The following is a 25,566-nucleotide window of genomic DNA, read 5'->3' as shown; positions in this document are numbered from 1 at the left end:
TGTTTATCTGCTAATATACGCACATCGTGTTTTACAGGGTGTGCGGGCATGTGATGACCAACAACTGGTTTACTCACTTTAGTAGCCGGTTTTGCTGCTTTGGCAACCTTTTTCACACTCGCTTTGGTTTTTGCAGCTGCTTTAACAACTTTCTTAACAGCGGGTTTAGTTACTGCTTTTTTTGCTGCTGTTTTCAAAGCTGGTTTAGCAATTGATTTTGTAGCAGCTTTTTTAGCTGTGGTAGATTTGGAAACTAATTTAGCCGCAGGTTTAGAAGCTACTTTACTCGCTTTTTTTGGTTTAGCTTTCACACTTGAAGAAGTTTTTTTTGCAGTACTTGCAATTTTTTTAGCCGCAACTTTAGCAGTTGACGCACCTGTTTTTAATGTTTTTTTAGCAGCTGAAGAAGTATGATGCATTACTTTTTTTGCGCTTTCTTCAGTTTGTTTTGAAACATGTAACCAGTGGTTTTCTAAAATAGTAAATGTATCTTTCATGTAGTTCAGAGCCATTTGGCTATTTTGAATGAGTACATTCATATTGCGTACAAAAATATCTTCTGGTTTTTTCAAATTCAATAACTCGCTTGTCTTAAAATAAGACATGCCTTGAATTGTTTTTATATTTAATTCCATCAATTTTTGCAATGGGATTTCCATACCACTAAACACTTTATGATCAAAGTTAATGTTTTTCATTCTATCTCCTTATGGTGCATCGCACAACTCAAGATTAGTAATCAACGTCCATATTGTCAAGTTTATTGCATCATTACGCCCATATTGTCGAACTACAGTGTTAAATTCTAGTAAATTTAATTCAATATGGCCAATTGAAAAACTTAATAATTATTGCAAGAACTTTTTTATAGATGAACAATCATTTCCTTAGAAAATAGCTGCTTATCAGATTATAAAAGCTGTTGCAAAACTTGAACGATTTGCAACTTTTAACAAGCCTTACTCTGTCTGGTTTAAATTTGTTGCAAAAATCAGATGCAAAAGTCTATTGTTTTGCGATATGATTTGAAAATTGGATACGCCAGAGTTTCAACTGTAGATCAAACAACTTCGCCCTGATGATGTAGTGTGGAAACTGGACCGACTAGCCCGCTCCCCCATCACTTACTGGAATTTGTAGAGCGAATAAGAATAGCTGAATCCTCATTTTTATCCATTTCTGAACCATGGGCAGATACAACTTCTCATGCAGGCAAAATAATTATGACCGTATTTGCCGGTATTGCTGAATTTGAACGTGACTTGATTCGCGAGCGAACTTCTGCTGGACGTGTGGCGGCTAAACAACGCGGAATTCGATTTGGACGCCCTGAAAAAATGAATGAAGAACAAAAACTGTTCGCCAAAAGATTAATGGGAGAAAACAAATCTGTCAGTGAAATAGCTAGAACATTTAATATGCATAAAGCAACAATTTACAGATTGACCGATTGACTTACCAGAAATAAATCAAACAGGTTTAATAAAATTAATAGCAATTAATAAGGAACTTATTATGAAAAATAAATCCGATTACCTAAATGTTATGATTGGATCAGTAAACTCTCCAGACATGATACTGGATTATATTTATAAAAATGAAAATGAAATCGATTTTTCCTATATTGACAATAAGGAAAACTCTTTTGTACATAATACCCTCATTTCTGACAGCGGTTTAGGTGGTGGTTGGGCTTATGATGAGAATGCGTTAATGAAAATCGTTCCTGAATTACTCAAGCGAAACATTGAAAATATTAATGCTAAAAATAAAAAAGGCGAAACTTTGATTGATCTTGCAGTAGGTACCAGATTTTCGATGAAACTACTAAAAATTCTGCTGGAAAATGGCGCAGATATTCACCAAACCAAGGATTTGAAAAAAGTACATGATACTATTGAAGTATGTAAAACAAAATATAGACATAATAAAGGTTATCCTAAATTTCTTTCGTGGGCTGCAGCACAGAGTGAATCGCATGAAGCACTGATGAAAGAAATCGACATGCTCATCAATGAAAATCTTGTTCCCAGTTATCAGCGTAACCTTTAATTGGAAGATATTGGAACTGAGGAGCGAACAAGTCTTCGGTAGAACTCCAGTAGTTGCCTGCAGAAGTACTAAGACCACTAATATTTATCAAGCTGGATTGAAACATTGACACAAGATCAACTTGATAAATATTTTTACTTGAATGATAAAGTTACGTGATACACCAATTCCTTGATATTTAATCACTACCTCACAGTGTATTCAGTTTAATCAATCCTATGTTTACATCTCTATCGAATAAATAAATTCCTTTTGTTTGAAAAATTAAACTTATAGATTATATTTATAACATAATGGAATTATTTAATACGAGAAAACGTAATGTTAAAACCAATCAAAGAACATGGAAAATTATTTAGTAATTCCCGTCATCAAATACAAAAAATAAATTACTACATTGAAAAAATAAATCTTTATCATAAAGCAAAATCGCAAGAAGCATTAAATTATATGGATAAGCTACTTGATTACCTAAAAAAATTAGCTGCAGAAAAAAAAATATCAACTGCTGTAGAGTATTGGCTTGCAGAAAATTTACCAGAAGAAGCCAAAAAGAAAATTGAAGAAACATTGCAAAATACCAATGTTAGAAAAAACATTCACCACATATCAAGCAAAGCTCAATTGTCGACAATTTATAGGCAATATCATAGCAAAGAGAGTTTTAGGAGTCTGATAAAAAATAAATTAAATCAAATTGATGCGAGCTTTGAAGTGGAAACAATAAAATCAGGAAATAATCCCCTAGTGCAAGTACATAATGACACCATCTCTTTTGTGGTACGCCTCATCAGAATGAACAAAAAGGAAGAGGAGAACGACGTCTCACCAAGACAAATTCGTGAAAAATTAGGTAAAAAAATGCCACAAATTACCCAACCTTTTTTAGTAGAATTTGTACATGATGATGGGCAAGAAATCACCTACATCGAATATAGTGAATTGTATACCGACGGCAATTTACACTCCTATTTTGAAAACTTACGTGAGCAAAGAGAGCAAAAAAACTTAAGTGCTGACGAATTTGATAAAGCACTTTTTCTTTATGCACAACAAATGATAACAATGTTGACTGGTCTCAATGATCTTAATATATGGTATACTGACTTAAAACCGAGCAATATTTTATTAAAAAATAGTCAGATTAGCGTAAGCGACATTAAAGGTTTAATAAGATCAGAGAGTATTTTTATTGCAAGCAATCGTACCAATACCAGTAAAGCCTACTTTCAATCAGACGTTTTTTATCAAGAAAAGATTGATTTAGAATTGCTACAATGCCAAACCTTGGCAACAACTCTTTATGAACTTGCTTGTGGCGAATTACCAGAGCAACTAGAAATCGATAAACTGTCTTGGAAGAGTGCTTTAAAATTTAATCATCCGGTTTTCACCGATAAAAACGGTTTATTTTTACGCTCAATCATTGAACAATTAATGAGCCCTAATCCTCCTCCGCTAAAGAAATTTTTAGAGCGATTTAATGAGCAATTAGCAAATATGGAGGCACATGCACAAGGAGTGCCTCTGCAAGAAAATAACCTATTGCCTAGCATTTCAGAGCCTAACACAAACACGCCTCATTACAATAAAGCATAATAGACCTCTTCGGATAAATGCACTTTCATTACATGTTGGCTATAACTCTAAAATTCAATAGCTTTATGCCCATACTTTCAGGTAGGATAATAAACAAATTTACCTTCAATATTTTGTTTTAAGGAGAGCGTATGAGCAAATTAAATGCCGATGGGATGAAACAAGTTAACGATGCTGAAACATCACGTATGCAAGAACTAAGTGAATTATGTGCAAAAAAATTTAGTATTCATAATAAAAAGCAGATTGCTGATTTAAAAAAATACCTTGATGAATTTAAATTTGCTACTTATCAAATGTATTTATTCCAAGGATTTAGCTCTGGCCTTACTTTATTTGGAACTACGCCAACTTCTGTTATTACTAAATTGCTTGGCGCTCGGATAGTAATATATTTTCTGCCAATACCCGAATTTATCAAAATTATAACCACTCTTACTATAGGCTTGAGTATTCTAAGTTCTGTATTAAAAAATTTTAATATGACTAATTATTTTAACCAATTAGTACAGATGCAACAACTTTATAATTGGTGCTTAAAAGGAGGTAAAGCAGATTATGATGGGCGGGATAATAATGAAATATTAAATCTTCCCGAAGTTCAGGAAATGATCAGAATACTTGCTCCTTTATGCACTCCACTTTTTATGCAAGCTTGGCCTGATAGCCAAAATAAACAAACAAGTATTTATCATACTGCTCGAAACATTGGCACAGGAATATACCATACTTTCTTTTCAGCTTCACAAGAAGCCTCAGATCAATTAAAAATACTGCAACGTGATGTTGAAGAAGGAAAGATGGAGTTAAGTGCTTTTCAAGCATCATTACAAGCAATAGAGTACTTTACAACGGATAAAAGATTTAGAGAGTTAATGGCTCAAAAAGTAGGTATACCGATAAATTTTGTAAATAACATCGTATCCCAGACGAGTGAAATCATTAATTTGCGTCCGAAAATGTCTTAATAAAATTATAGCCTTGATGCATGCTAATCACCAAGGCTTCATTTCTTGCACAATCTTTGCTGTAAAACTACTGCGTAAATAAAACCCTCGTGGCAACGTTCGTACTTTATTCCCTTCGCTATCAAAACAATAACATAAAGATTTACCATTGGCTGCTTTGGGACGAACTTGTAAATACTCCCCGGCAGTCGCATCCAAGGTTTCTAAACATCCTAAACTAATCTGCGAGCTTAAATAATTCCAGTCTGCAGCTAATATTTCCTCATCCTCTCTATTAGGAGACCATAAAAATCCCTCCCCTATCCTTCGCTGTGAATACGGGATACGCGTATCACCTTCAACAGGTAACCAAAGAACTCTGCGCAATTTCGCAAAACATTGCGAGGTATTCCATTTTTGTTGATGAATAGTTAATAAAGGAATAGTGGTTATAAACGTAGACTCTGTTGGTTTAGCAGACGCGGCTAAAGGTAAAGTCTTTAGCTCAACTCCTAAACCTTGAAAATCAGGTACAGAAAGATTTTTGGCATCACTACCCAAAGCGAATTCAATAACTTGCCCAATCCAACCCTTACGTTGATCAGGATTTTCTGGAATGAACAACCCTAAACTTAAACACAATTGTGCAAAACTAAGACCCACAATACGTGAGCAACGCTCAAGTAATTCGTCCTCACTCCTTGGAGGAGGATTTATTGGATGTAAGCCCAGCATACCCTTCCTTTAATTCAATAGAAATTGGTTCAATGGGTGGCTTAATATTTGCTGCTTTAAATTGAGCCATAATTGCAAATAAAACCTTAGACTGCACTTCAAAGCGCGTATGGATTTGTACATCCACAAAATACCTGACCTCAAACTCAAGCAAAGCTTCATCAATTTTCTTCAAAAATACTTGTGCTGGAGGATCGCCCACAATTTCTGGAGTGGTTGCCAATACATCAAAAATTAATTGCTGAACAATCACTGGATCATCAGAACGACTAACCTTAATTGGAATCACGCTACGCACAATTCCATCTTGATGAGTCCAGTTAGTAAAAGGCTTATTAAATGTCTCTGCATTAGGAATTAAAACCTCCATATTATCCCATGAAGAAACACGCATGCAGCGAATACCTATATGTGCTACCTGTCCCTCATGCTCACCAATGGTTACTAAATCACCCTCTCGCACAGGCCGTTCAATCAATAACATCAAGCCACCAACAATATTACTGGCAAAATCACGTAACCCAAAACCCATACCTACTGCAAGGCCACCAATAATCATAGACATACCGCTAAAATCAAAGCCCAATACATGCAGGGTAACCACGCCACCAATCAAAATCACCGTATATTGACTAAAAACTGAAAGACTATTACGTAGACCAGGATCTTTCGTATTAATAAACAACCAACGATAACAAAATTCCCGCGTCCATTTCGCTGCCCATACAAATATGGCTAACAACATTAAAAATGCCACCGTGCTAGCAACGGTAACATGAATTCCGGGAATATTCACAATCGTGTATTGCGCAAATTTTTCCAAACTAGTAATGACCAAAGAATCAGAGTTCCAGCCATAAAATTTACACAATATCAAGCTACTGACAATGATCAAAACCATACGCACAATTTTATCCGCAGGTTTTAAAAATACCTCTATCCACAACCAACCATTGCGTAATGACGAAATCATCCATTCTGAAAATAATTCCAAGGCATCGAAGAGTAAGCCTCTTGCCAAGATATATCCCACTAAAACAATTAAGGCATTCGCTTGATAACGGCTCATAGTCCAAGCCAAATTAATAAAACCTAACAAGCCAATCACTGCCGTTGTAAATACGGTAATTGGTACCAGAAGAATTAATAAAGAAATAGCATTATGTATATAGCGTTTTTTATTCTTAAGTAAAGGCCATACCAGATAACGAATGACATCTCTACTTTTCCAAGCAACCAAAGATACCGTTAACATGAATAACATGAAAAGACGGTTAAAGATGTCTTGTAAAAGTAATGATAAAGGCAATAAATGACCAAGGGTCATTAACGAAGTGGTCCATCCACCAAATAACAACAACCACTTTAAACGATAATATAATTTAACATCTTTACCTGAAGAATCACTAATACTCTCTAATAAGACCAGACGAGCAATTAAAATAGACACTCTAAAGGTAAACCACACAGCAATAAGCTGTAATACGAGTTGATAATTCGCAAAGACAATATGAGTAATATAAAATAAAGTCCACAACATTGCAGTAGCACAAAGATAAGGAATATTTCTTTGTATCAATACTAATATGCCATCATAAAGATACCCAGTAAGTCGCGAACGCTCTTTATTACCGCGTAAAGTTTTTAAAAAGCGGCTCAGCATAAAAAATAAACCGGCAATCAAGGCAAAACTACCCCAGAGCATTGCAGTTGCCACAGGACTTAGCCATAAATAGCTATCGTATACTTTTAAGCTTAATGTTTTTACGTACTTATAAAATAAACCAGGAATAGCGGCTATTTTTTTCACAATAATGGGCCAACTGCTAATATTGTAGTCGGCGAGTGTTTGCCTTGATGAAATTAAACGTTTTAATTGTGCCTGATAATTCGTTAAATTTTTGATTGTCGTTTGTTTGTGTAGCGCACACTCTGCCATAAGTTGCTTTAGGGTATTTTGTAAAAAGCTGATTGAGCGTTTGATCTCTGCATTTCTAGCGGCATTTATCTCATTATTTAAAACTGTAGTGATCTGCTGTAACGATTTTTCGATATGATTATATTGACTTAGCGCATCGTGATAGATCTCGGTAATCATTTGCAAGTTTTTGATATCGGGATTTTTAAGATAAATTAAATCTGCTTTTACAATCATTTTCTGCGCACTTAAGGCATTTAGATGATATTGAATAGTAGCAATATATTGATTGTTTACTAAAGTACGAGTTTCATAATCAGCCCCATTGACAACCAACGCAGTTACTTTTTTAACACTTGCTTTAGCTAATTGCTGTTTAGGAATATTATTTTGATAAAGCGTACTCAATTTCTGATGTAATGTATCCTTCATGGATTTAATGGCTATTAGTTTTTGCTCTAAAACAAAATGATTATGCCAATACTGTAATTGCCAGATTTCATCCTGTAAACTTGTTTGAAATTCTTTTGCAAGCGCCAAATCGTCATTGATTAACTGTGTTGTTTGCTTATTTGCTTCCAGCAAGGCTTGCACCTTAGCTACTCGCTCTTCAATGGTCATCCCTTCTTTGGTAATGGGTAACTGCTGTAATTGCTTTAAACGTTGATTAAGTGCATTTTGTTCTTTATCTTGTTGCTCAAGAAAACCTTCAAGATTGTCAATCTTGATCCTAGTCATTTTCACTATGGAATTGATCTCTTCAGTTTTCTGCAAATATTCTTTTTCATTTTTTGGCAGCACTATATGCTTACTGTCATCGAGAGCAAGACGCAAATGTGCTTTTTCTTGTGCTAAATATTCACTAAAGGTCGTGCTACTTTTTAAAGATTGAGAGGCAGCTCCCTGTTTGGCAAAAGCCCAATCGGCGCTTAATAGAGAAAAGATAAAAATACAAGCCAAACAACACCAGCGCTTAAGGCCAGTGTTGTTTCTTTGTAACAACTTAGTGTGTCTGTTTAGTAGTTGGAGCAAGTTTTATTCCTAATTCATTTAGCTGCGCACTATTCGCTGGAGAAGGTGCGCACGTTAAAAGGCACGAAGCTGTTTGTGTTTTAGGAAAAGCAATTACATCTCTAATCGAATTAGAGTTCGTAAGTAACATGGCTAACCTATCCATACCCAGAGCAATACCGCCATGAGGAGGCGCACCATATTGTAAGGCATCTAATAAAAAGCCAAATTTTTCTTGAGCTTCTCGTTCATCAATTCCTAATAACTTAAATACAGCTTTCTGTAAATCAGACTGATGAATACGGATGGATCCCCCACCAATTTCATAGCCGTTTATTACTATATCATAAGCTTTAGCTAAAGTGTGAGTTGGATTTGCACATAATGCATCAGGAGACAACTGTTTTGGGGATGTAAACGGATGATGCATTGCTTGTAACTTATTATTTTCATGATCTATTTCAAACATTGGCCAATCAACAATCCATAATAATGCCCATCCCTCACGAATTAAACTTTTATCCTGTCCTAATTTAACTCTCAGAGCCCCCATAGATTCATTAACAATATGAGTCTTATCAGAACCAAAGAATACAACATCGCCTGTTTGTGCCTGAGTACGATCTAAAATAGCTTGTACTATGTCTACGGACAAAAACTTAAGAATTGGAGATTGTAAGCCTTCCATTCCAGAATTACGATCATTTACCTTAATGTACGCTAAGCCTTTAGCGCCATAAATACCCACAAAACTACCGTAATCATCTAACTCTTTGCGGCTTAGATCACACCCCTTGGGTAGCCTTAACGCAACAACTCGTGATTCAGTATCATTAGCAGCAGTTGCGAATACTTTAAAATCACAGCTTTTAACTATATCTGCAATATCTATTAGCTCCAAAGGGTTACGTAAATCGGGCTTATCACTACCAAAACGACGCATTGCCTCTGCGTAGGACATTCTTGGTAGTGTTTCAGGAATCTCTACGTTAATTATCTCTTTAAACACGCGCTGTAATAAACCTTCAATTAATTTCAGAATATTTTCTTCATCAATAAAAGCCATCTCAATATCAAGTTGCGTAAATTCTGGTTGTCTATCTGCACGTAAATCTTCATCGCGGAAACAACGAACAATTTGATAATATTTATCAAAACCAGAAACCATAAGTAACTGCTTAAATAATTGTGGCGATTGTGGTAAGGCATAAAATTCGCCTGGATGTACACGTGAAGGGACTAAATAGTCTCGCGCACCTTCAGGTGTTGCCTTGGTTAACATGGGCGTTTCAATATCAATAAATTCTTGTTGATTGAGGTATTGGCGAATGCACGCATTTAATTTATGCCTTAAAATTAATTTTTGCTGCATTGAAGCACGACGCAAATCAATATAACGGTACTTATAACGCAAATCTTCATTTACTGTTTGAAAATCATCTGGTAAAAATGGAGGCGTGGGTGAGTAGTTGAGAATCTCTAATTGAGAACCAACAACTTCTACACGCCCTGTAGCCATCGCTTCATTAATCATTCCTGCAGGTCGGTGACGCACCATACCCGTAATACGTACCACAAATTCAGAGCGTAGTTTTTCAGCATCAGCAAATACTGCTTGGTTTTCGGGTTCATACACTACTTGTAATAAGCCTGAACGATCTCGGATATCTAGAAAGATTACTCCTCCATGATCACGTCTGTGATGTACCCATCCACAAACAGTCACCTCCTTGTTTAAACTTGACTCATCCACTCCTAAACAATAGTGTGTACGCATATGAAACCGCCTATTTAAATTAAATTTTATTGAGATCCGACTCTGATAAGGCTTCTGTAGTCTTAGCCACCGACTGCATCACACCCAAAGAGATTATATATTTTAAAGCTGCATCAATGCTCATATTAAGCTCAACCGCTTCTCGTTTTGGTACCATAAATAAAAAGCCAGAAGTTGGGTTCGGTGTTGTGGGAACAAATACAGAAATTAATTCTTCATTGGTTTTTGCATTCAACTCCAAACTGCCACCACCGGTCTGGAATGCAATGGTCCATAATCCTTTACGAGGGTACTCGATTAAAACCACTTTACGAAAAGCCTCGCTATTTGTAGACATCACTGCATTAATTACCTGCTTCACTGCTTTGTAAATAGAACGTACCAAAGGGATTCTGGATAATAAAGAATCATTCCACGCAACTAAACGTTGTCCTAAGAAATTAGTCGCCAAGACACCAGTCAATAGCAATAAAACCAAGGAAAAAATAACACCCACACCTGGAATATAATGCCCTAATAATTGCTCTGGCTGATATGCGGTAGGAATTAAATTATCTAATAAGTCGATAATAAAACGAAGCACTCCAAAAGTAATAAGGATGGGCAGCCATACAACCAAACCAGCAAGTAAATAACCTCGTAAAGCTTTTGTTTTCACACTATTCTCATATTAATCTGAACTACCAGATGCAGAGCCAGCATCTGCAGTTTTAGGTGGCTCTTCTTTTTTAGTAGAAGTATCCGTTGATGAGCTGCCTTTATTTTTAAAATCTGTAGCATACCAACCTGTTCCCTTAAGCTGAAAACCAGCTGCGGAGATTAATTTGACCACAGTATCTTCATGGCACTCTGGACACTGCTTCACCGGCTCATCACTGATTTTTTGTATTAAATCAAAGTGATGATGACAATTTGTACATTGGTATTCATAAATTGGCATTGCCAAATACTCCGTAAACATCAAATAAACTTATTCAACTATTGATTATAGCTAAGTCACTGAAGAGGAACAATATCTGATTACTTTCTAAATTTGTATAATTTACAATTTAAAAAATATCTTTTTCCTATATAAGTAGACAGCGATAAGAAAATTCAACAATAAAAATACTAAGGCATAAAGTAAACTCGCATTTTCCTGACTAAAACTGCCAAATAAATAATCAGCAATAACTACCCTGACATAATCATAAGAACCATCTTGTAAAGGAAGTGAAAAAGCAGATTGCAGTTTTAATAAAAGCACATGAAAAATAAAAATAAACAAGGCATTCATACCAAAAATTTTAAAAGGCAATGCCCATGTACTTTTGCCTAAAACATCAATAATGTAAAAGCATAGTGCAAACGTAATTAATGAAATTCCACTTGTCCATAAAACAAAAGTACTTGTCCATAAATTTTTATTAAGGGGAAAACTATAACTCCAGATCCAACCTAAAATAAGAAATAAAATTCCCGTTAAAATCATCCAGACAGTCTTCTTTCGTTTATCATAATTTATTAACAAAAAGCGTCCTGTTAATAAACCTGATAAAGTTGTAGCTACTGCAGGAAGCGTACTTAGTAGGCCTTCCGGATCAAAATTTCTGTATAAATGCTCTGGCGACAAAAGTGTTTTATCAATAAATGCGACCCAATTGCTACTTATGCTTAATACATCGCCCTGCCCTCCTGGCACTGGTATTTGGGTGAGCCAATACCAATAACCCACAAGAATGCCCCAAAACAAAATGATCTGTGTTTTTAAAGAAGTATTTAAATAAATAACAGAGCAAATCAAATAGCAAATAGCAATTCGTTGTAAAATTCCATATACACGAATCGTCGCAAAATCAAAATGCAGTGGAAATGCATTTAAAAATAAACCAAAAGCAAATAATAAAACGCTACGTTTTAAAATGCTTTTATATAATTCAATACGTGATGCATCTGAATGCAGTAGTTGCCGGTGTAAACTAATTACTGTGGTCATGCCAACAATAAATAAAAATCCTGGAAAGACCAAATCAGCAAAGGTACAACCATTCCAGGCTGCATGTTCTAAAAGTGGATAAATTTCCCTAGTCCCCTGAGCATTTACTAACACCATAAGCGCCATCGTTAATCCACGAAAAACGTCTAAGGACAAAATCCGTTCATTAGTATCGCTCATAGGATGCACCTCTTAAAATAAAAGGTTACATCATAACAAGTTACTATGGGCTCTTCAAACCACTAACAGAAACATTCATATGAAAAACATAGTGATTAATTATCTGTTCTGCTTGCTCACTAGTCAGCGGTTTACTAATTACTCCTTCCATAAAATAATGCTCGCAATCATACTTTACTATGTCTGCTTCATATCCTGTTAGCGCAATAATTGGTACATGAAAATCGGTATTTTTTTCTTTCCGGCGTAATTGTTTTGCCACCACGTATCCAGAAGAATCTTCCAGGCCAATATCCATTAAAACCAAATCATATTTACCTGGTGAAAATAATTTTATTGCAACATCAGCTGTTTCAGCGATATCCACTTTACAATGCAAAGCTGTTAACAAGGCTTTTTCAACATTTTGCGCAATAAGATTATCTTCAACCATTAATACCGTTGGTAAATATCCATCTCTTACTACTTCACTATCTTTTTTATCATTGTCGGACAATTGGCGAAGAGTATCATTACTTGTTTTATTCATACCAATATCGGTTAGAACTACAACCAGACCAATGATTTCATGATTCATATTGTACATAGGTACACGCGTCGAGTGAAAATTATATACTTTACCGGCTATGTTTTGGATTGGCTTTTCTTCAATATTATGAAAGGCTTCTCCAGAAAAAAGGACTTTCATGTCATCTAGTCTTAAAGCCTTAACACGCTCTTCATTCCAATGAGCAATTTCGATCATTTTCTGGTATGGCGTCCCCTTAAAATCTTTTAAAGTTTGCAATCTTAATAAATCACGGAAATTACTATTACATCCTTTTAAGTTACACTCTTTGTCTACCCAATAAACCACATTGGGCATTGCATTAATAATTTCCATGTAGTATTGATTGATTGCTTCAATATTCTCGTTTTGTGCATATTTATTATGAGAAGACATGCAAATCTCCGCTAAAATAGCTTACATGTAAAAGTATAGTACAGGATGGCATTTTTGATTTATGAAGATCAATTTACATTTTAATTATTTGCTACACTTATCGGGCAAGATCTTTAAGAGCCTATAATCCATTCAATTTGCTGTTTTAAATCAATAGGAATTTGCGAGAGTTCCTCTAGCTCATAATCTAAATAAGGATTTTCTGCTTGCTGATGCTGCATTATTCGATCGCGTTCATGATGCAACCAAGTAATTTGTGGTGCAAATAAATAGATGATGCCCTCAATCCACTTATCCAGCACCTGCCAGTAAGAGTTCTCAAGAGTCATTTTGTAATGTTTTAGCAAACGAGCAGTATATTTTGCTTCATACCAAATCTCAGAAGTCACCCAACGATTCACTGTAAATAAGCGAATAGGCTGACCCGATTGATTCATGCCAATTGCAACTAAATGGGTCATAGGATTATCAATATAGCGATCCCAATCGAATAATGATGCAGGTTTGATGGTTTTAGGAATATGCTTGTAACGTAAAAAACAATGAAAATGCCCATGCTCCGTACTTTCATAATTTTCACGATGGCAATGATAAAAATATTGTGCTCCCGTGCGGTGATCGATTCGATCCCCTTTAGGATAATGACTCATACGCTCATGTCGTGCCTGAGAGTTTAAAGTATAATGAAGTATATTATTTCCCTCAGAAGTCATCTGTTGCTGAGCTTGTAAAACCTGAGAAGCAAATTCTAAGTAACGCTTTTGGTGCCATTGACTAAGAATTGGTAAACTAAATTCAGAATAAGTAAGCATGGTTTTAATTAATTGGAGTAATAAAGAAAAGAGGTAGTAAAAACTACCTCCTAGAGAACCAAAGCTTGAGATTACTCTCCAGCGCAACCGCTGCAGCCTTTACAGTTTGTACCAGCATTACCAGAACAACCTTTGCAGTTAGCACCAGCGCAACCTTTGCAGCCTTTACAACCAGTGCAACCTTTGCAGCCTTTACAACCAGTGCAACCTTTGCAGCTAGCAGCTGGAGCAGTAGGAGTTGCATCATCAGCATAAGCAACAGAAGCTACTGGAACAGCTAAAACAGTTAAAAGAGCAGCAACAGCCATTGTTGATTTTTTCATAATATTACTTCCTTGAAAGTTAATGATTTTTAACCCACTATGATATTAGCAAAGAATTCTATACTTTTCTTCTTTTTAAACTAAAAAATCTTTATACACATAAAAAACTTATCCTATGCGAAGATTTCCTCGCTCTAATACACTATGATTTTAAAATGACTCAACATAGAGTATGCTTTGAATTTTCAACACGTTAACTTTTCATGTTCAGTTATTTCTTCTCGCTCTAATGCAGGTTTATGGAAAAGCAGCAGTAAGTAGAGCCAATGAAAAAAGACAAACAATTGCTGAAATCCAGAAAACGGAATCTAGAACGTGTCCTCCTTATGCAATTCTTTTTTAGAAATAAAATAAAGCAAGCGATTAAGCATTTTATTACTTAGGATCCTCTTTAAGAAAATCATCAAATGCGCAGGAAAAGTAATCGCGTATTTAGGTTTGGGATTTTTTACTTCAATCGCGTGAATAATTTTTTTTATTACTGCCTCCGGACCTTTAGTAAATACAGAATCAAATTTTGTGTTCTGATAATGTGATGAAATTTGATCATATTGTATGTTAAAATAACTTCCATTTGTGTCAATTGCTTTTAATGAGCCATCCATACTATTATCACGAAAACGACTGGCAATAGGGCCTGGCTCAATGGTAATCACCTTAATGCCTGAAGACATTAGTTCTAATCTTAAGGTATCTGTTATACCCTCCACTGCATATTTTGATGCATTATAAGCCCCACGAAATGGCAAGCTAATTACACCTAAAATAGAACTGATATTAATAATTCGCCCTTGTCCTTGACGGCGCATAATAGGAATCGCAAGTGCACAAAGCTGTGCAAGACCAAACACATTCGTTTCAAATTGTTGGCGTAATACATCGCGGTGAATATCCTCCAGAGCTCCTGCTTGCCCATAACCAGCATTATTAATCAAAACATCCAAACGCCCTGCGGTTTTATTTAAAACCTCAGCAAAACCAGCCTGTACTGAGGATGTATCACTCACATCAAGAAGTACCGCCTCTAATCCTGAGTGAATCAAATTTTGTACATCTTCTTCCTTACGACACGAAGCAATCACTCGATGACCTCGCTTTTTTAATGCAAACACAGCATGAGCTCCAATGCCACTAGAACAACCTGTAATTAAAATTATCTTCTCATTCATACCGATACCTGGAAAAAATTGGTGAACCATTTATAGGCTATACTTTGCAAAGTAATAACAAAAAAAGGACATATATCATGGAACAAGTAAGTATAAAAAGCTATAAAGCACACTTTATTCTACCCTTTTCCATAATCCTGCTCATCAGTGCTTTATATAGCCCGAGAGCTAAAGCAAATACTCTCGAATCAACTTCAATTGCCGGACAACAACTTGCTTATTTTATAGGTTATCATTCAGCACCAGGTTATATTTACTATGGCCCTCGCCATCATCGTAACTTTTATTGGACTGGCTGGAGATATGTAGGCCATGGCTGCCGTAAAAATTGTTTAGTAGATCGTTGGAACGGTCGCGTGATTCGTTGTAATCGCATTTGTCGTCGTTACCGTTAATACATATCTCCCACATTGCTAAATGAGGCGCCTTAGGCAAAATAATCAATCACTCCCTGATGTTTAACTTTGGTTTGTACCGGCACATTAACTACTTCTTCTACCTCAGTTATCGCATTATTCAAAGAAGAATTATCCTGACGTGCAAAATGACGTTCACGCGAATCAGAACTGATGTTCATTTCGGATAAATTCAATCCTTGTTCTGCCATCATTTCTTGCAGTTTCGGCATGCTTTGGTCAATCATTTCTCGTACTTGTTGGCTATGACTAACAATAGTTACTGAAGCAGAGTTCTCCACCACTTTAACATTAACTTCTAGAGGGCCTAAATCCTCTGGATGAAGCTTAATAACTGCGGTTTTAGTATCTTGTTGGCTTAGCCAAACAATATGATCAGAAAATTGTTTTGACCATTGTGGTTCAGAAATTTCTGTAGGAATAGCGATCTCTTTTGGCAGTGAATCAAATATAGGATGCTCTGTCTGCTCTGGTAAAAAAGGTTGAGTCATCCCCTGTGATAACTGATTGATTGTAACATCTATTGGTACTTGCTGCTCTGATGGCGTTTGTGTCGGCAAATTCATTTTAGATGTAATAACCGAATCCAACTCTACAGCTACTGTCTGTTCTTTGTCCTTCTCAACTGCAGGTTTCTCACTTAACTTAGAATCATTATTAATCTTGACTGAACGAATTTGCAAAGCAGGTTGAGTCACTGTTGGATTTAAATTCACCACAGTACCAACAGCCCTCATTGAATTATTAATTAAAGGTTGTATCTCTTCCTTGTTGCCCGTAACTTTTACTTGCATAGGATCTGGTTCAGATTGCATTATTTTATCAGGATTCTCATCCGTAGCATGAAATGTTATTTGTGTATTAGGGGTATTAGCTTGACCATTTTCTTTTGGTGGCTCTAATTTAAAATCGTTTATATTAACCACTTGCGGTACTACCTCTTTAATTGCTGCTGTTTCAGCTACAGGAACAGCAGAAATTGGCGAAGTATTCAGCAATCTCTGATTTATATGAGTATCGAAAGAAAATGTTTCATTTAATGGTGCAAACTCTTCTTGAGCACTTACTTTAAATTCACCTTGTGCACCACCATCAGTAGCTACAAATTGCTTCAAATCATTATTGGCGGCAGCCAATTGCAACGATAGGGAGTTTTCAGAATCTAATTCTGCTTGATAATAATCAGAGTTAATCCAGGTCAATGCTATATTGTCTTCTAATGAACTAAGTTCTTGCTTAATAGGTAATTTACTTTCATCAATAGAAGATTGTTTTTCTATTGAACCAGCAAGTTCGGAAGTAATTTGTTCTTTATAATCGTCGACAGGAGTATTTGCAACAATTTGCGCAAACAATAAAACGAAGGCACCTGGGTCAATCGAGTTATCATCATCTTGCTGATCATCTACGGGTAATAAATCGACTTCAGAACAGTCTTGAACATTCAAAGCAAGTAACGAGCTTAGCGTGACATTATTTAAATCCAGCATCCAACACTCCTTCGTTTTCGACATACAACAGCTGCAACATCCGTGCCAACTGCTCACCAAGCATAATAAAACTTAATGAAACAATATTACGTGAGTATTAATTTTTGTAAAGTAGTCTTACCATTAGCAGAAAATAACTTTAAACTGCAAATTTGTTCAGAATAAATTCAAACCTAGAGTGAATTTATTCTTTTCACCTTAGACTCCATGAAAAACTTAAAATTTTGAGCTATCATTCAGCTTTTAATTCCAGGAGTTTTTTTATGAAAGTGGGCCATGACAGTTTATCGACAAAGCGTCAATTAAATGTAGATGGAAAAACATACAACTACTACAGTTTAAAAGAAGTTGAAAATAATAATTTGCAAGGAATTAACCGTCTTCCTTACTCACTTAAAGTACTTCTAGAAAACTTATTACGCTTTGAAGACAACAACACTGTGACTACTAAAGACATTCAAGCAATTGCCCAGTGGCTGCATAAAAAAACCTCACAACATGAAATCGCCTTTCGACCAGCACGTGTGTTAATGCAAGACTTTACTGGAGTACCAGCAGTTGTTGATTTAGCAGCGATGCGTACAGCCATCGTTAAAATGGGTGGTAACCCTGATAAAATTTCTCCTTTATCACCAGTTGATTTGGTCATTGACCACTCCGTCATGGTGGATAAATTCGGAACTCCTGACTCACTAAAAGTTAATACTGAAATTGAAATGGAACGTAACAATGAACGTTATGAATTTCTGCGTTGGGGGCAAAAAGGATTTGATAACTTTCAAGTAGTTCCTCCAGGAACAGGTATTTGTCACCAGGTGAATTTAGAATATCTGGCAAAAGCTGTATGGAGTAATAGCGATAATGGTGAGCTCTATGCTTATCCTGATACTTTGGTAGGTACAGACTCCCACACCACCATGATTAACGGCTTAGGGGTTTTAGGGTGGGGTGTTGGTGGAATCGAAGCTGAAGCGGCAATGTTAGGCCAACCAGTATCCATGCTCATTCCAGAAGTAATTGGCTTTAAATTATACGGTAAAATGAAAGAAGGAATTACTGCGACTGATTTGGTACTGACTGTAACCCAGATGTTACGCAAAAAAGGGGTTGTCGGTAAATTTGTTGAATTCTTTGGTCCAGGCTTGAATGCATTACCTTTAGCAGATCGCGCTACAATTTCCAATATGGCTCCAGAATATGGCGCAACTTGCGGTTTCTTCCCTGTTGATAAAGAAACCCTCCGTTACATGGAATTAACTGGCCGAGACCAACACACCATTGCATTAGTTGAAGCGTATACAAAAGCACAAGGAATGTGGTATGACAAAGACAGTGAAGATCCAGTATTTACAGATACCTTAGAACTTGATTTAAGCACTATTGAGCCCTCTTTAGCAGGACCTAAACGTCCGCAAGATAAAGTGAATTTGCATACTTTACCCGTAGAATTTAATCACTTTCTAACTGAAGCCGGCAAGGATAAAGAAAAAGACAAGTCATTTCCAGTTAAAGACCATCCTTTCGCAATGAAACATGGTCATGTGGTGATTGCTGCGATTACTAGCTGCACCAATACATCAAACCCGAGTGTTCTGATGGCTGCAGGCTTAGTTGCTAAAAAAGCTATTGAAAAAGGGTTACAACGCAAACCATGGGTGAAATCTTCCTTAGCACCTGGTTCTAAAGTAGTAACTGATTACTTAAAGAATACTGGATTACAAACTTATTTAGACCAATTAGGTTTTAACCTCGTAGGTTATGGTTGCACAACATGTATTGGTAACTCTGGTCCCTTACCTGATGCCATTTCGCATACCATTAGCGATAATGATTTAGTTGTTTCTGCAGTACTCTCTGGAAACAGAAACTTCGAAGGCCGTGTACATCCACAAGTAAGAGCCAACTGGCTTGCTTCTCCCCCATTAGTCGTCGCTTACGCTTTAAGTGGTACAACTTGCTCTGACATCAGCAAAGATCCGATTGGCCAGGACAATAAAGGCAATGATGTATACTTAAAAGATATTTGGCCTACTAATGAAGAAATTGCAGCTGAAGTTGCTAAAGTGACTGGCACCATGTTCCGTAAGGAATATGCTGAAGTCTTTAAAGGTGATGAATATTGGCAATCCATTAAAACCAGCACTGGTAAAACGTATGAGTGGAATCCAAATTCAACTTATATTCAGCATCCACCATTCTTTGATGATCTGAAAACGAAACCCGATGCAATTAAACCAATCAAGCAAGCCTATATTTTAGCTTTATTTGGTGATTCAATTACTACAGACCATATTTCACCAGCAGGTTCAATAAAAGCAAACTCTCCTGCCGGTTTGTATTTGAAATCAAAAGGTGTAAGCGAAAAAGAATTTAACTCTTATGGTTCACGTCGTGGTAACCATGAAGTCATGATGCGTGGAACTTTTGCAAATATTCGGATTCGCAATGAAATGACTCCAGGTCAAGAGGGTGGTATCACGCGTTATATTCCTAATGATGAAGTGATGCCAATTTATGATGCATCAATGCTGTATCAACAAAACCATCATGATTTAGTAGTAATAGCCGGTAAAGAATACGGTACTGGTTCTTCAAGAGATTGGGCAGCAAAAGGTACCAAATTGTTAGGTGTAAAAGCAGTGATTACTGAAAGTTTTGAGCGTATTCACCGTTCAAACTTAATCGGTATGGGCGTGCTTCCTTTGCAGTTTACTGATGGCATGACACGTAAGTCTCTGGATCTTAAAGGAAATGAGCGTATCAGCATTAATCTCTCTGACTCCTTAACTCCAGGTGCCATAGTGCCTGTGACTATAGAACGTGCTAATGGTAAAGTAGAACATATCAAAGTGCTTTGCCGCATTGATACAGCTGATGAGTTAGAATATTACAAAAATGGCGGTATTCTACAGTATGTACTAAGAAATATTGCTTAAAGTCATACATTCCCGTGGTTCCCGCCACGGGTTCTCCCTTAGTGCAATTCACATAAAATCAGCATTAATTATTGTGTTATTCTTCCCCAAAATGTTATACTCCGCGACCGCTTATTACCATTAATTTCAGGTAGGTGCATGGACAAAATTTGCTTTCTTAATCCTTAATTAAACGAGCTTTACCATAGTAACCCCTGATTTTATTAACAACTGCACCAATTAAGGATTAATCATGAATCAGCCAAAAAAAGTATTAAGTGTTTTTTCCTTGGTAATGATTAACGTAATCGCTGTTGACAGCCTACGTACCTTACCAATTAGTGCGAAACTTGGTTTGTCATTAGTCTTCTATTATGTAATCGCAGCATTTACCTTTTTTATTCCCGTTGCGCTTGTCGCCGCTGAATTGGCAACCGCTCATCCGAGTACTGGTGGAATTTACGTATGGGTCCGAGAAGCATTTGGAAAACGAGCTGGCTTTATTACGATTTGGCTGCAATGGATTTATAATGTGGTATGGTACCCAACAATCCTTGCCTTTATTGCAGCAACATTATCTTACCTTATCGCCCCTGAATTAGCGAATAATAAATTTTATCTGCTAGGTACTGTTATTGGTTTATTTTGGCTGTTTACTATCATCAACTGTTTTGGCATGAGAATATCCAGTATTGTCAGCATCATTGGAGCTACTATTGGGACCGTACTACCCATGATCCTCATTATTAGTTTAGCAGCAATGTGGGCTCTTCAAGGCCGACCTATGGCTGTTGACTATCCAACTACCTGGATTCCTAATTTTGAATCTATCGGCAATCTTTCACTCTTTGCTGCGGTATTATTTGGTCTTATAGGAATGGAAATGTCTGCAGTGCATGCTGAGGAAGTTAAAGACCCACAGCGCGATTATCCAAGAGCATTGTTTTACTCGACAATTATTATTATTTCAACATTATCTTTAGGGTCTTTATCCATTGTGACTGTAGTACCTAATGACAGCTTAAGTGTAGTCTCAGGTTTAATTGATGCTTATTCTGTATTTTTCAACTCCTATAATATGCCATGGATGACCTCCGTTATTGCAGTACTCATCATTTTAGGTGGATTAAGCGGGGTTTCTGCATGGATTATTGGTCCTACTAAAGGTTTATTAGTCTCAGCACGAGATGGTTCATTACCTGCACGATTTGCCTACACTAATAAATACGGTGCACCGACGACTATTCTCTTTACTCAAGCAGTTATTGTTACCATTTTAAGCACAGTCTTTATTTTATTGCATTCAATCAATGCTGCTTATTGGGTACTTAGCGACTTAAGTGCTCAAATGGCATTATTAGTATATGTCTTTATGTTCGCAGCAGCGATTAAACTACGCTACAGTCAGCCTGATCAACCACGTGGATATGCCATTCCAGGGGGTAATAAGGTAATGTGGTTAATCGCAGGTATAGGCATTCTATGCTGTATTAGTGCTATGGTGGTTGGCTTTGCCCCGCCATCACAGATTCCTGTAGGAAATGTGTTTATTTTTGAATCGCTCTTAATTGGCGGATTAATACTCTTTGTGTTGATTCCTTGGTATTTTGCTAAAAAGCATTAAGAAAAATTCAGATTAGAACATAACGAATTCTTTGCCCCTCCTCCCACGAGTAAGCACATTCTTTGACTTATGAATGAGGAGGTTAAAGTTTCTGTTAAAGCCCTAATACAACCAAAAAAGACGCACATAAATATAAAATAGAATCATACCGATAACAGGAATAATCAAAAAACCAAGAAAAACATAAAATTGGATTCTATTTTCAGCAGACGTTTTATAAAACTTTTTGAAACGCTGTAATAGCTTCATAACAAGTACTCCTTTTGTCCATCTTCTCGAAAGCACTGCATTAAGTTAATATGCATTAATGGCAGTACCTTCGACGCAGAAGTGATATTTAATCAGGTAAGGACATCAAACTGGCATTACCACCAGCAGCCGTCGTATCGACAGTATAAGTACGTTCATGGCAGAGTCGAACTAAATAATTAGGCCCACCAGCTTTCGGGCCAGTTCCGGATAAACCTTCACCACCAAAAGGCTGTAAACCAACTACTGCACCTGTCATATTACGATTGACATAACAGTTACCGGCATGAACATTGGTCCTGATGTATTCAACCGTCTCATTAATACGACTGTGAATGCCTAAAGTTAAACCATAACCAGTTGCATTAATTTGTGCAATTACTTTGCCCAAATCTTTACGTTTATAAGAAATCACATGTAATACGGGACCAAACACTTCCTTTTCTAAAGCATCGAGATTATCAAGAGCAATTGCTGTAGGTGGCATGAAATATCCAGATTGAAGAGACTCAGGCAATGAACATTGATAAATCACTTCATGATGCTTTTTCATATTATCAACATGAGCCTCTAATAGCGACAAGGCTTGTTTATCAATAACGGGCCCAACATCAGTCACTAACCACTGCGGCTCCCCCAATACCAGCTCAGCCATAGCTCCTTTTAACAAAGCCACCGTACGTGGATATACTTCTTCTTGAACGAATAATACACGTAATGCCGAGCAACGTTGCCCTGCACTACCAAATGCAGAGTTCATGGCATCCATTACCACTTGCTCCAATAACGCCGATGAATCAACGATCATTGCATTTTGACCGCCAGTTTCTGCAACAAGTGGAATAATCTCTCCGCCTCGAGTAGCTAAAGTACGATTAATCAAATTAGCAGTATCTGTAGAGCCAGTAAAGAGCACCGCTTTAATCCGTTGATCAGCCACTAACGCAGCACCAATAGTTTCCCCATTTCCAGGAAGTAATTGTATCGCACCACCTGGAACTCCTGCTTGATGCATTAATTTAACTGCAAACGCGGCAATTAAGGGAGTTTGTTCTGCGGGTTTTGCTACAACACAATTTCCTGTCACCAAAGCAGCAACTATTTGTCCAGTAAAAATTGCTAATGGGAAGTTCCATGGGCTAATACATAATACCGTACCACGTGGATGTAAACTTAATTCATTTAATTCACCTGTATAACCCGTTAAACGTGTAGGGTTCATTAACACTTGTCTTGCCAGCATTGCATAGTAACGGCAAAAATCAATGGCTTCGCGTACTTCAGCAATCCCATCATTTAAGGTTCTACCTGCTTCTAAACATGCCAAGGCTAATAATTCCGTACTATTTTCTTGTAATAAATCCGCATAACGCTCAAGACATAGCGCACGCTCTTCAACGGAAATAGCAGACCAACTTGGGAAAGTGGCCACAGCAGTTGCTAAAGCCATTTCAACGTCATTAAGATTAGCATTTTGAACTCTACCTACGATATAATCAATGTTTTGAGGTGAGGAAACTAGTTCCTCTTTAGCACTAGAATTATTAAAGCCAGCAATAATCGGACCAGCAGTCCACTGCCTTAAATTCATCGCTGATAATTGTTGTTGCATTACTGCACGTGCATGACGGTTACTAAAGTCAAAACCATCAGAATTTCTTCTACCGACAAAAATATCTTTAGGTAAAGGAATGTTTTTATTCATTCGCTCCAATAATGAGCGTGCTTTGTTGATAGGATCTTCCACTAAAGCACTGATCGGTGCGTTATCATCCACAATACGGTTAACAAACGAAGAATTGGCACCATTCTCTAATAAACGACGTACCAAGTAAGGCAACAAATCTTCATGACTTCCTACTGGTGCGTAAATACGACACGCAATTCCTTTACGTTGTGCCGGAACAATTTGTTCATACAACTCTTTCCCCATCCCATGCAAACATTGGAATTCAAAATCACGATAATCGCCAGTAATATTTAAGATCATCGCCACAGAATAAGCATTATGGGTAGCAAACTGCGGATAAATAGCATCCGTCATGGTTAAGATTTTTTTCGCGCACGCTTGAAAAGATACATCGGTGAATACTTTACGTGTAAATACAGGATATTCGTTTAAACCCTGCATTTGCGTCTTTTTGATTTCACTATCCCAATAAGCTCCTTTAATAAGCCGTACCATCATACGACGCTTCTGACTGCGTGCCAATGCAGCAACCCAATCCAAAACGTAAAATGCTCTTTTTTGATAAGATTGCACTGCCAAGCCAAAACCATTCCAGCCATCTAAGCTCGTGTCTTTGAAGACACACTCAATTACATCTAACGATAAATCCAAACGTTCAGATTCTTCCGCATCAATAGTTAAGCCAATACCATATTCTTTGGCCATCCGCGCAAGCATTAATAATTTTTGAGGTAGTTCAGACATCACTCGTTCATATTGGCTTTCATTATAACGAGGATGTAGTGCAGACAATTTAATGGAGATTCCTGCTCGTTTATAAACGTCGGAATTTTTGTCTGAATCTTTACCGATGGCATCAATAGCTTCTTTGTAAGCCTTGAAATAGCGATCCGCGTCCACTTGTGTCAAAGCGGCTTCACCAAGCATATCATAAGAAAAACGATATCCTATTGCTTCTTTCTTTTTCGCGCGCGTGATTGCTTCCTTAATAGTACGTCCTTTCACAAATTGACGGCTCATAATACGCATCGCTTTATCAACTGCAGTTCTTACCACTGCTTCACTGCTACGGTTCACCATTTTCATTAACGATTTTGCCAAACCACTTTGTGCTTTATCCGGAGTCAATACTTTTCCAGTGAGCATTAATGCCCAAGTAGTAGCATTAACAAAAAAAGAGTCACTTTGTCCAATATGAGATTTCCAATCACCGCCAGCGAGTTTATCTTTAATTAAATTATCAATTGTTGCACTGTCAGGCACCCGCAATAGTGCCTCAGCCAAACACATCAAAGCAATTCCTTCCTCACTAGATAAAGCATATTCTGTTAAAAATGAATCGATACCGGTACTTTTCTTGCGTTCGGATCGCACAGACTCAACCAGTTGTGTTGCACTATTTTTAATTGCCATCAGTTGCTGAGGGCTTAGATCGGCTTTATCACATAATTCTGTTACTAATGTTAACTCATCAGTACGATAAGCATGATTTATTGTTGCTCTTAACCCTTCTGGTAATTGCACTTGCTTTTCAAGCATAGAATTCTCCGAACTAAAAGATAATAATGAGACATCATAGTTTAGGCCTTTAAAAAAGGGAATGATTAGTCTCAATTTCAATGCATTATACGTTAAAAATCGGGCAGAGATAAGACAAAACCATGCCAAAACAAGTGCAAATTAAGTGTAAATTTATTACAAAAATAGAAAAAATAATGCAATTTGCATGATAAATGCACAT

At 36.8% G+C, this 25,566-nt stretch carries 20 protein-coding genes; 7 read left to right on the top strand and 13 right to left on the bottom strand.

Features of this window, described 5'->3' with window-relative positions; genetic code table 11:
- A partial coding sequence (locus QM652_RS06410; RefSeq protein ID WP_415073980.1) for a hypothetical protein occupies positions 1-698 on the bottom strand: 698 nt, incomplete at its 3' end.
- 390 nt (positions 699-1,088) lie between these two features.
- Between QM652_RS06410 and QM652_RS06405 the strand changes: the two genes are divergently transcribed.
- From QM652_RS06405 to QM652_RS06390, 4 genes are all read left to right on the top strand, one after another.
- Positions 1,089-1,454, top strand: coding sequence for a recombinase family protein (locus QM652_RS06405; RefSeq protein ID WP_415073978.1), 366 nt, complete (start codon positions 1,089-1,091; stop codon positions 1,452-1,454).
- A gap of 61 nt (positions 1,455-1,515) precedes the next feature.
- The gene (locus QM652_RS06400) at positions 1,516-2,052 is read left to right on the top strand and encodes a hypothetical protein (RefSeq protein ID WP_415073976.1); all 537 of its coding nucleotides are present in this window, start codon (positions 1,516-1,518) and stop codon (positions 2,050-2,052) included.
- Between the two features lie 321 nt (positions 2,053-2,373).
- Positions 2,374-3,651: a hypothetical protein gene (locus QM652_RS06395; RefSeq protein ID WP_415073974.1), complete on the top strand. Its 1,278-nt coding sequence runs from the start codon at positions 2,374-2,376 to the stop codon at positions 3,649-3,651.
- A 131-nt stretch (positions 3,652-3,782) separates the two neighbouring features.
- A complete protein-coding gene (locus QM652_RS06390) occupies positions 3,783-4,619 on the top strand; it encodes a hypothetical protein (RefSeq protein WP_415073972.1) in 837 nt (278 codons plus the stop codon).
- 27 nt (positions 4,620-4,646) lie between these two features.
- On the opposite strand, the gene mutH is transcribed toward QM652_RS06390, so the two are convergent.
- From mutH to QM652_RS06340, 10 genes are all read right to left on the bottom strand, one after another.
- The gene (gene mutH, locus QM652_RS06385; RefSeq protein ID WP_415073970.1) at positions 4,647-5,333 is read right to left on the bottom strand and encodes a DNA mismatch repair endonuclease MutH; all 687 of its coding nucleotides are present in this window, start codon (positions 5,331-5,333) and stop codon (positions 4,647-4,649) included.
- A complete protein-coding gene (locus QM652_RS06380; protein ID WP_415073988.1) occupies positions 5,293-8,202 on the bottom strand; it encodes a mechanosensitive ion channel domain-containing protein in 2,910 nt (969 codons plus the stop codon). Before QM652_RS06380 ends, mutH begins: the two co-directional genes overlap by 41 nt.
- A gap of 52 nt (positions 8,203-8,254) precedes the next feature.
- On the bottom strand, positions 8,255-10,039 hold the full coding sequence (gene aspS, locus QM652_RS06375; protein ID WP_415073968.1) for an aspartate--tRNA ligase: 1,785 nt from the start codon (positions 10,037-10,039) through the stop codon (positions 8,255-8,257).
- Positions 10,040-10,058: 19 nt separating this feature from the next.
- Entirely contained in the window at positions 10,059-10,697 is a 639-nt protein-coding gene (locus QM652_RS06370) for a DUF502 domain-containing protein (RefSeq protein WP_415073966.1), read from the bottom strand.
- A 12-nt stretch (positions 10,698-10,709) separates the two neighbouring features.
- A complete protein-coding gene (locus tag QM652_RS06365) occupies positions 10,710-10,979 on the bottom strand; it encodes an FmdB family zinc ribbon protein (RefSeq protein ID WP_415073964.1) in 270 nt (89 codons plus the stop codon).
- Positions 10,980-11,081: 102 nt separating this feature from the next.
- The gene (locus tag QM652_RS06360; protein WP_415073962.1) at positions 11,082-12,194 is read right to left on the bottom strand and encodes an acyltransferase family protein; all 1,113 of its coding nucleotides are present in this window, start codon (positions 12,192-12,194) and stop codon (positions 11,082-11,084) included.
- A gap of 43 nt (positions 12,195-12,237) precedes the next feature.
- A complete protein-coding gene (locus QM652_RS06355; protein ID WP_415073960.1) occupies positions 12,238-13,137 on the bottom strand; it encodes a response regulator in 900 nt (299 codons plus the stop codon).
- Between the two features lie 113 nt (positions 13,138-13,250).
- On the bottom strand, positions 13,251-13,949 hold the full coding sequence (locus QM652_RS06350; protein WP_415073986.1) for a DUF6969 family protein: 699 nt from the start codon (positions 13,947-13,949) through the stop codon (positions 13,251-13,253).
- 71 nt (positions 13,950-14,020) lie between these two features.
- Positions 14,021-14,272 carry a hypothetical protein gene (locus QM652_RS06345; RefSeq protein WP_415073959.1) on the bottom strand — a complete coding sequence of 84 codons (252 nt, stop codon included), beginning with the start codon at positions 14,270-14,272 and terminating at the stop codon, positions 14,021-14,023.
- A gap of 308 nt (positions 14,273-14,580) precedes the next feature.
- Positions 14,581-15,441, bottom strand: coding sequence for an SDR family NAD(P)-dependent oxidoreductase (locus QM652_RS06340; RefSeq protein ID WP_415073957.1), 861 nt, complete (start codon positions 15,439-15,441; stop codon positions 14,581-14,583).
- Between the two features lie 77 nt (positions 15,442-15,518).
- Here QM652_RS06340 and QM652_RS06335 point away from each other — a divergent pair, with 77 nt between their 5' ends.
- Positions 15,519-15,836, top strand: coding sequence for a hypothetical protein (locus tag QM652_RS06335; protein WP_415073955.1), 318 nt, complete (start codon positions 15,519-15,521; stop codon positions 15,834-15,836).
- A gap of 32 nt (positions 15,837-15,868) precedes the next feature.
- On the opposite strand, the gene QM652_RS06330 is transcribed toward QM652_RS06335, so the two are convergent.
- Positions 15,869-17,347, bottom strand: coding sequence for a flagellar hook-length control protein FliK (locus QM652_RS06330; RefSeq protein WP_415073953.1), 1,479 nt, complete (start codon positions 17,345-17,347; stop codon positions 15,869-15,871).
- Positions 17,348-17,610: 263 nt separating this feature from the next.
- Between QM652_RS06330 and acnA the strand changes: the two genes are divergently transcribed.
- Entirely contained in the window at positions 17,611-20,283 is a 2,673-nt protein-coding gene (gene acnA / locus QM652_RS06325; protein ID WP_415073951.1) for an aconitate hydratase AcnA, read from the top strand.
- A gap of 232 nt (positions 20,284-20,515) precedes the next feature.
- Positions 20,516-21,886, top strand: coding sequence for an APC family permease (locus QM652_RS06320; RefSeq protein WP_415073949.1), 1,371 nt, complete (start codon positions 20,516-20,518; stop codon positions 21,884-21,886).
- A 337-nt stretch (positions 21,887-22,223) separates the two neighbouring features.
- Here the strand turns inward: QM652_RS06320 and putA are convergent, their stop codons facing one another.
- Positions 22,224-25,364 carry a bifunctional proline dehydrogenase/L-glutamate gamma-semialdehyde dehydrogenase PutA gene (gene putA / locus QM652_RS06315; protein WP_415073947.1) on the bottom strand — a complete coding sequence of 1,047 codons (3,141 nt, stop codon included), beginning with the start codon at positions 25,362-25,364 and terminating at the stop codon, positions 22,224-22,226.
- Between the last annotated feature and the right edge of the window lie 202 nt (positions 25,365-25,566).

The organism is Legionella sp. (assembly GCF_047605385.1).
Taxonomy (GTDB): Bacteria; Pseudomonadota; Gammaproteobacteria; order Legionellales; family Legionellaceae; genus Legionella.
Note: the sequence above shows the minus strand (reverse complement) of the source record. Positions and strands in the feature narration are given on the sequence as shown.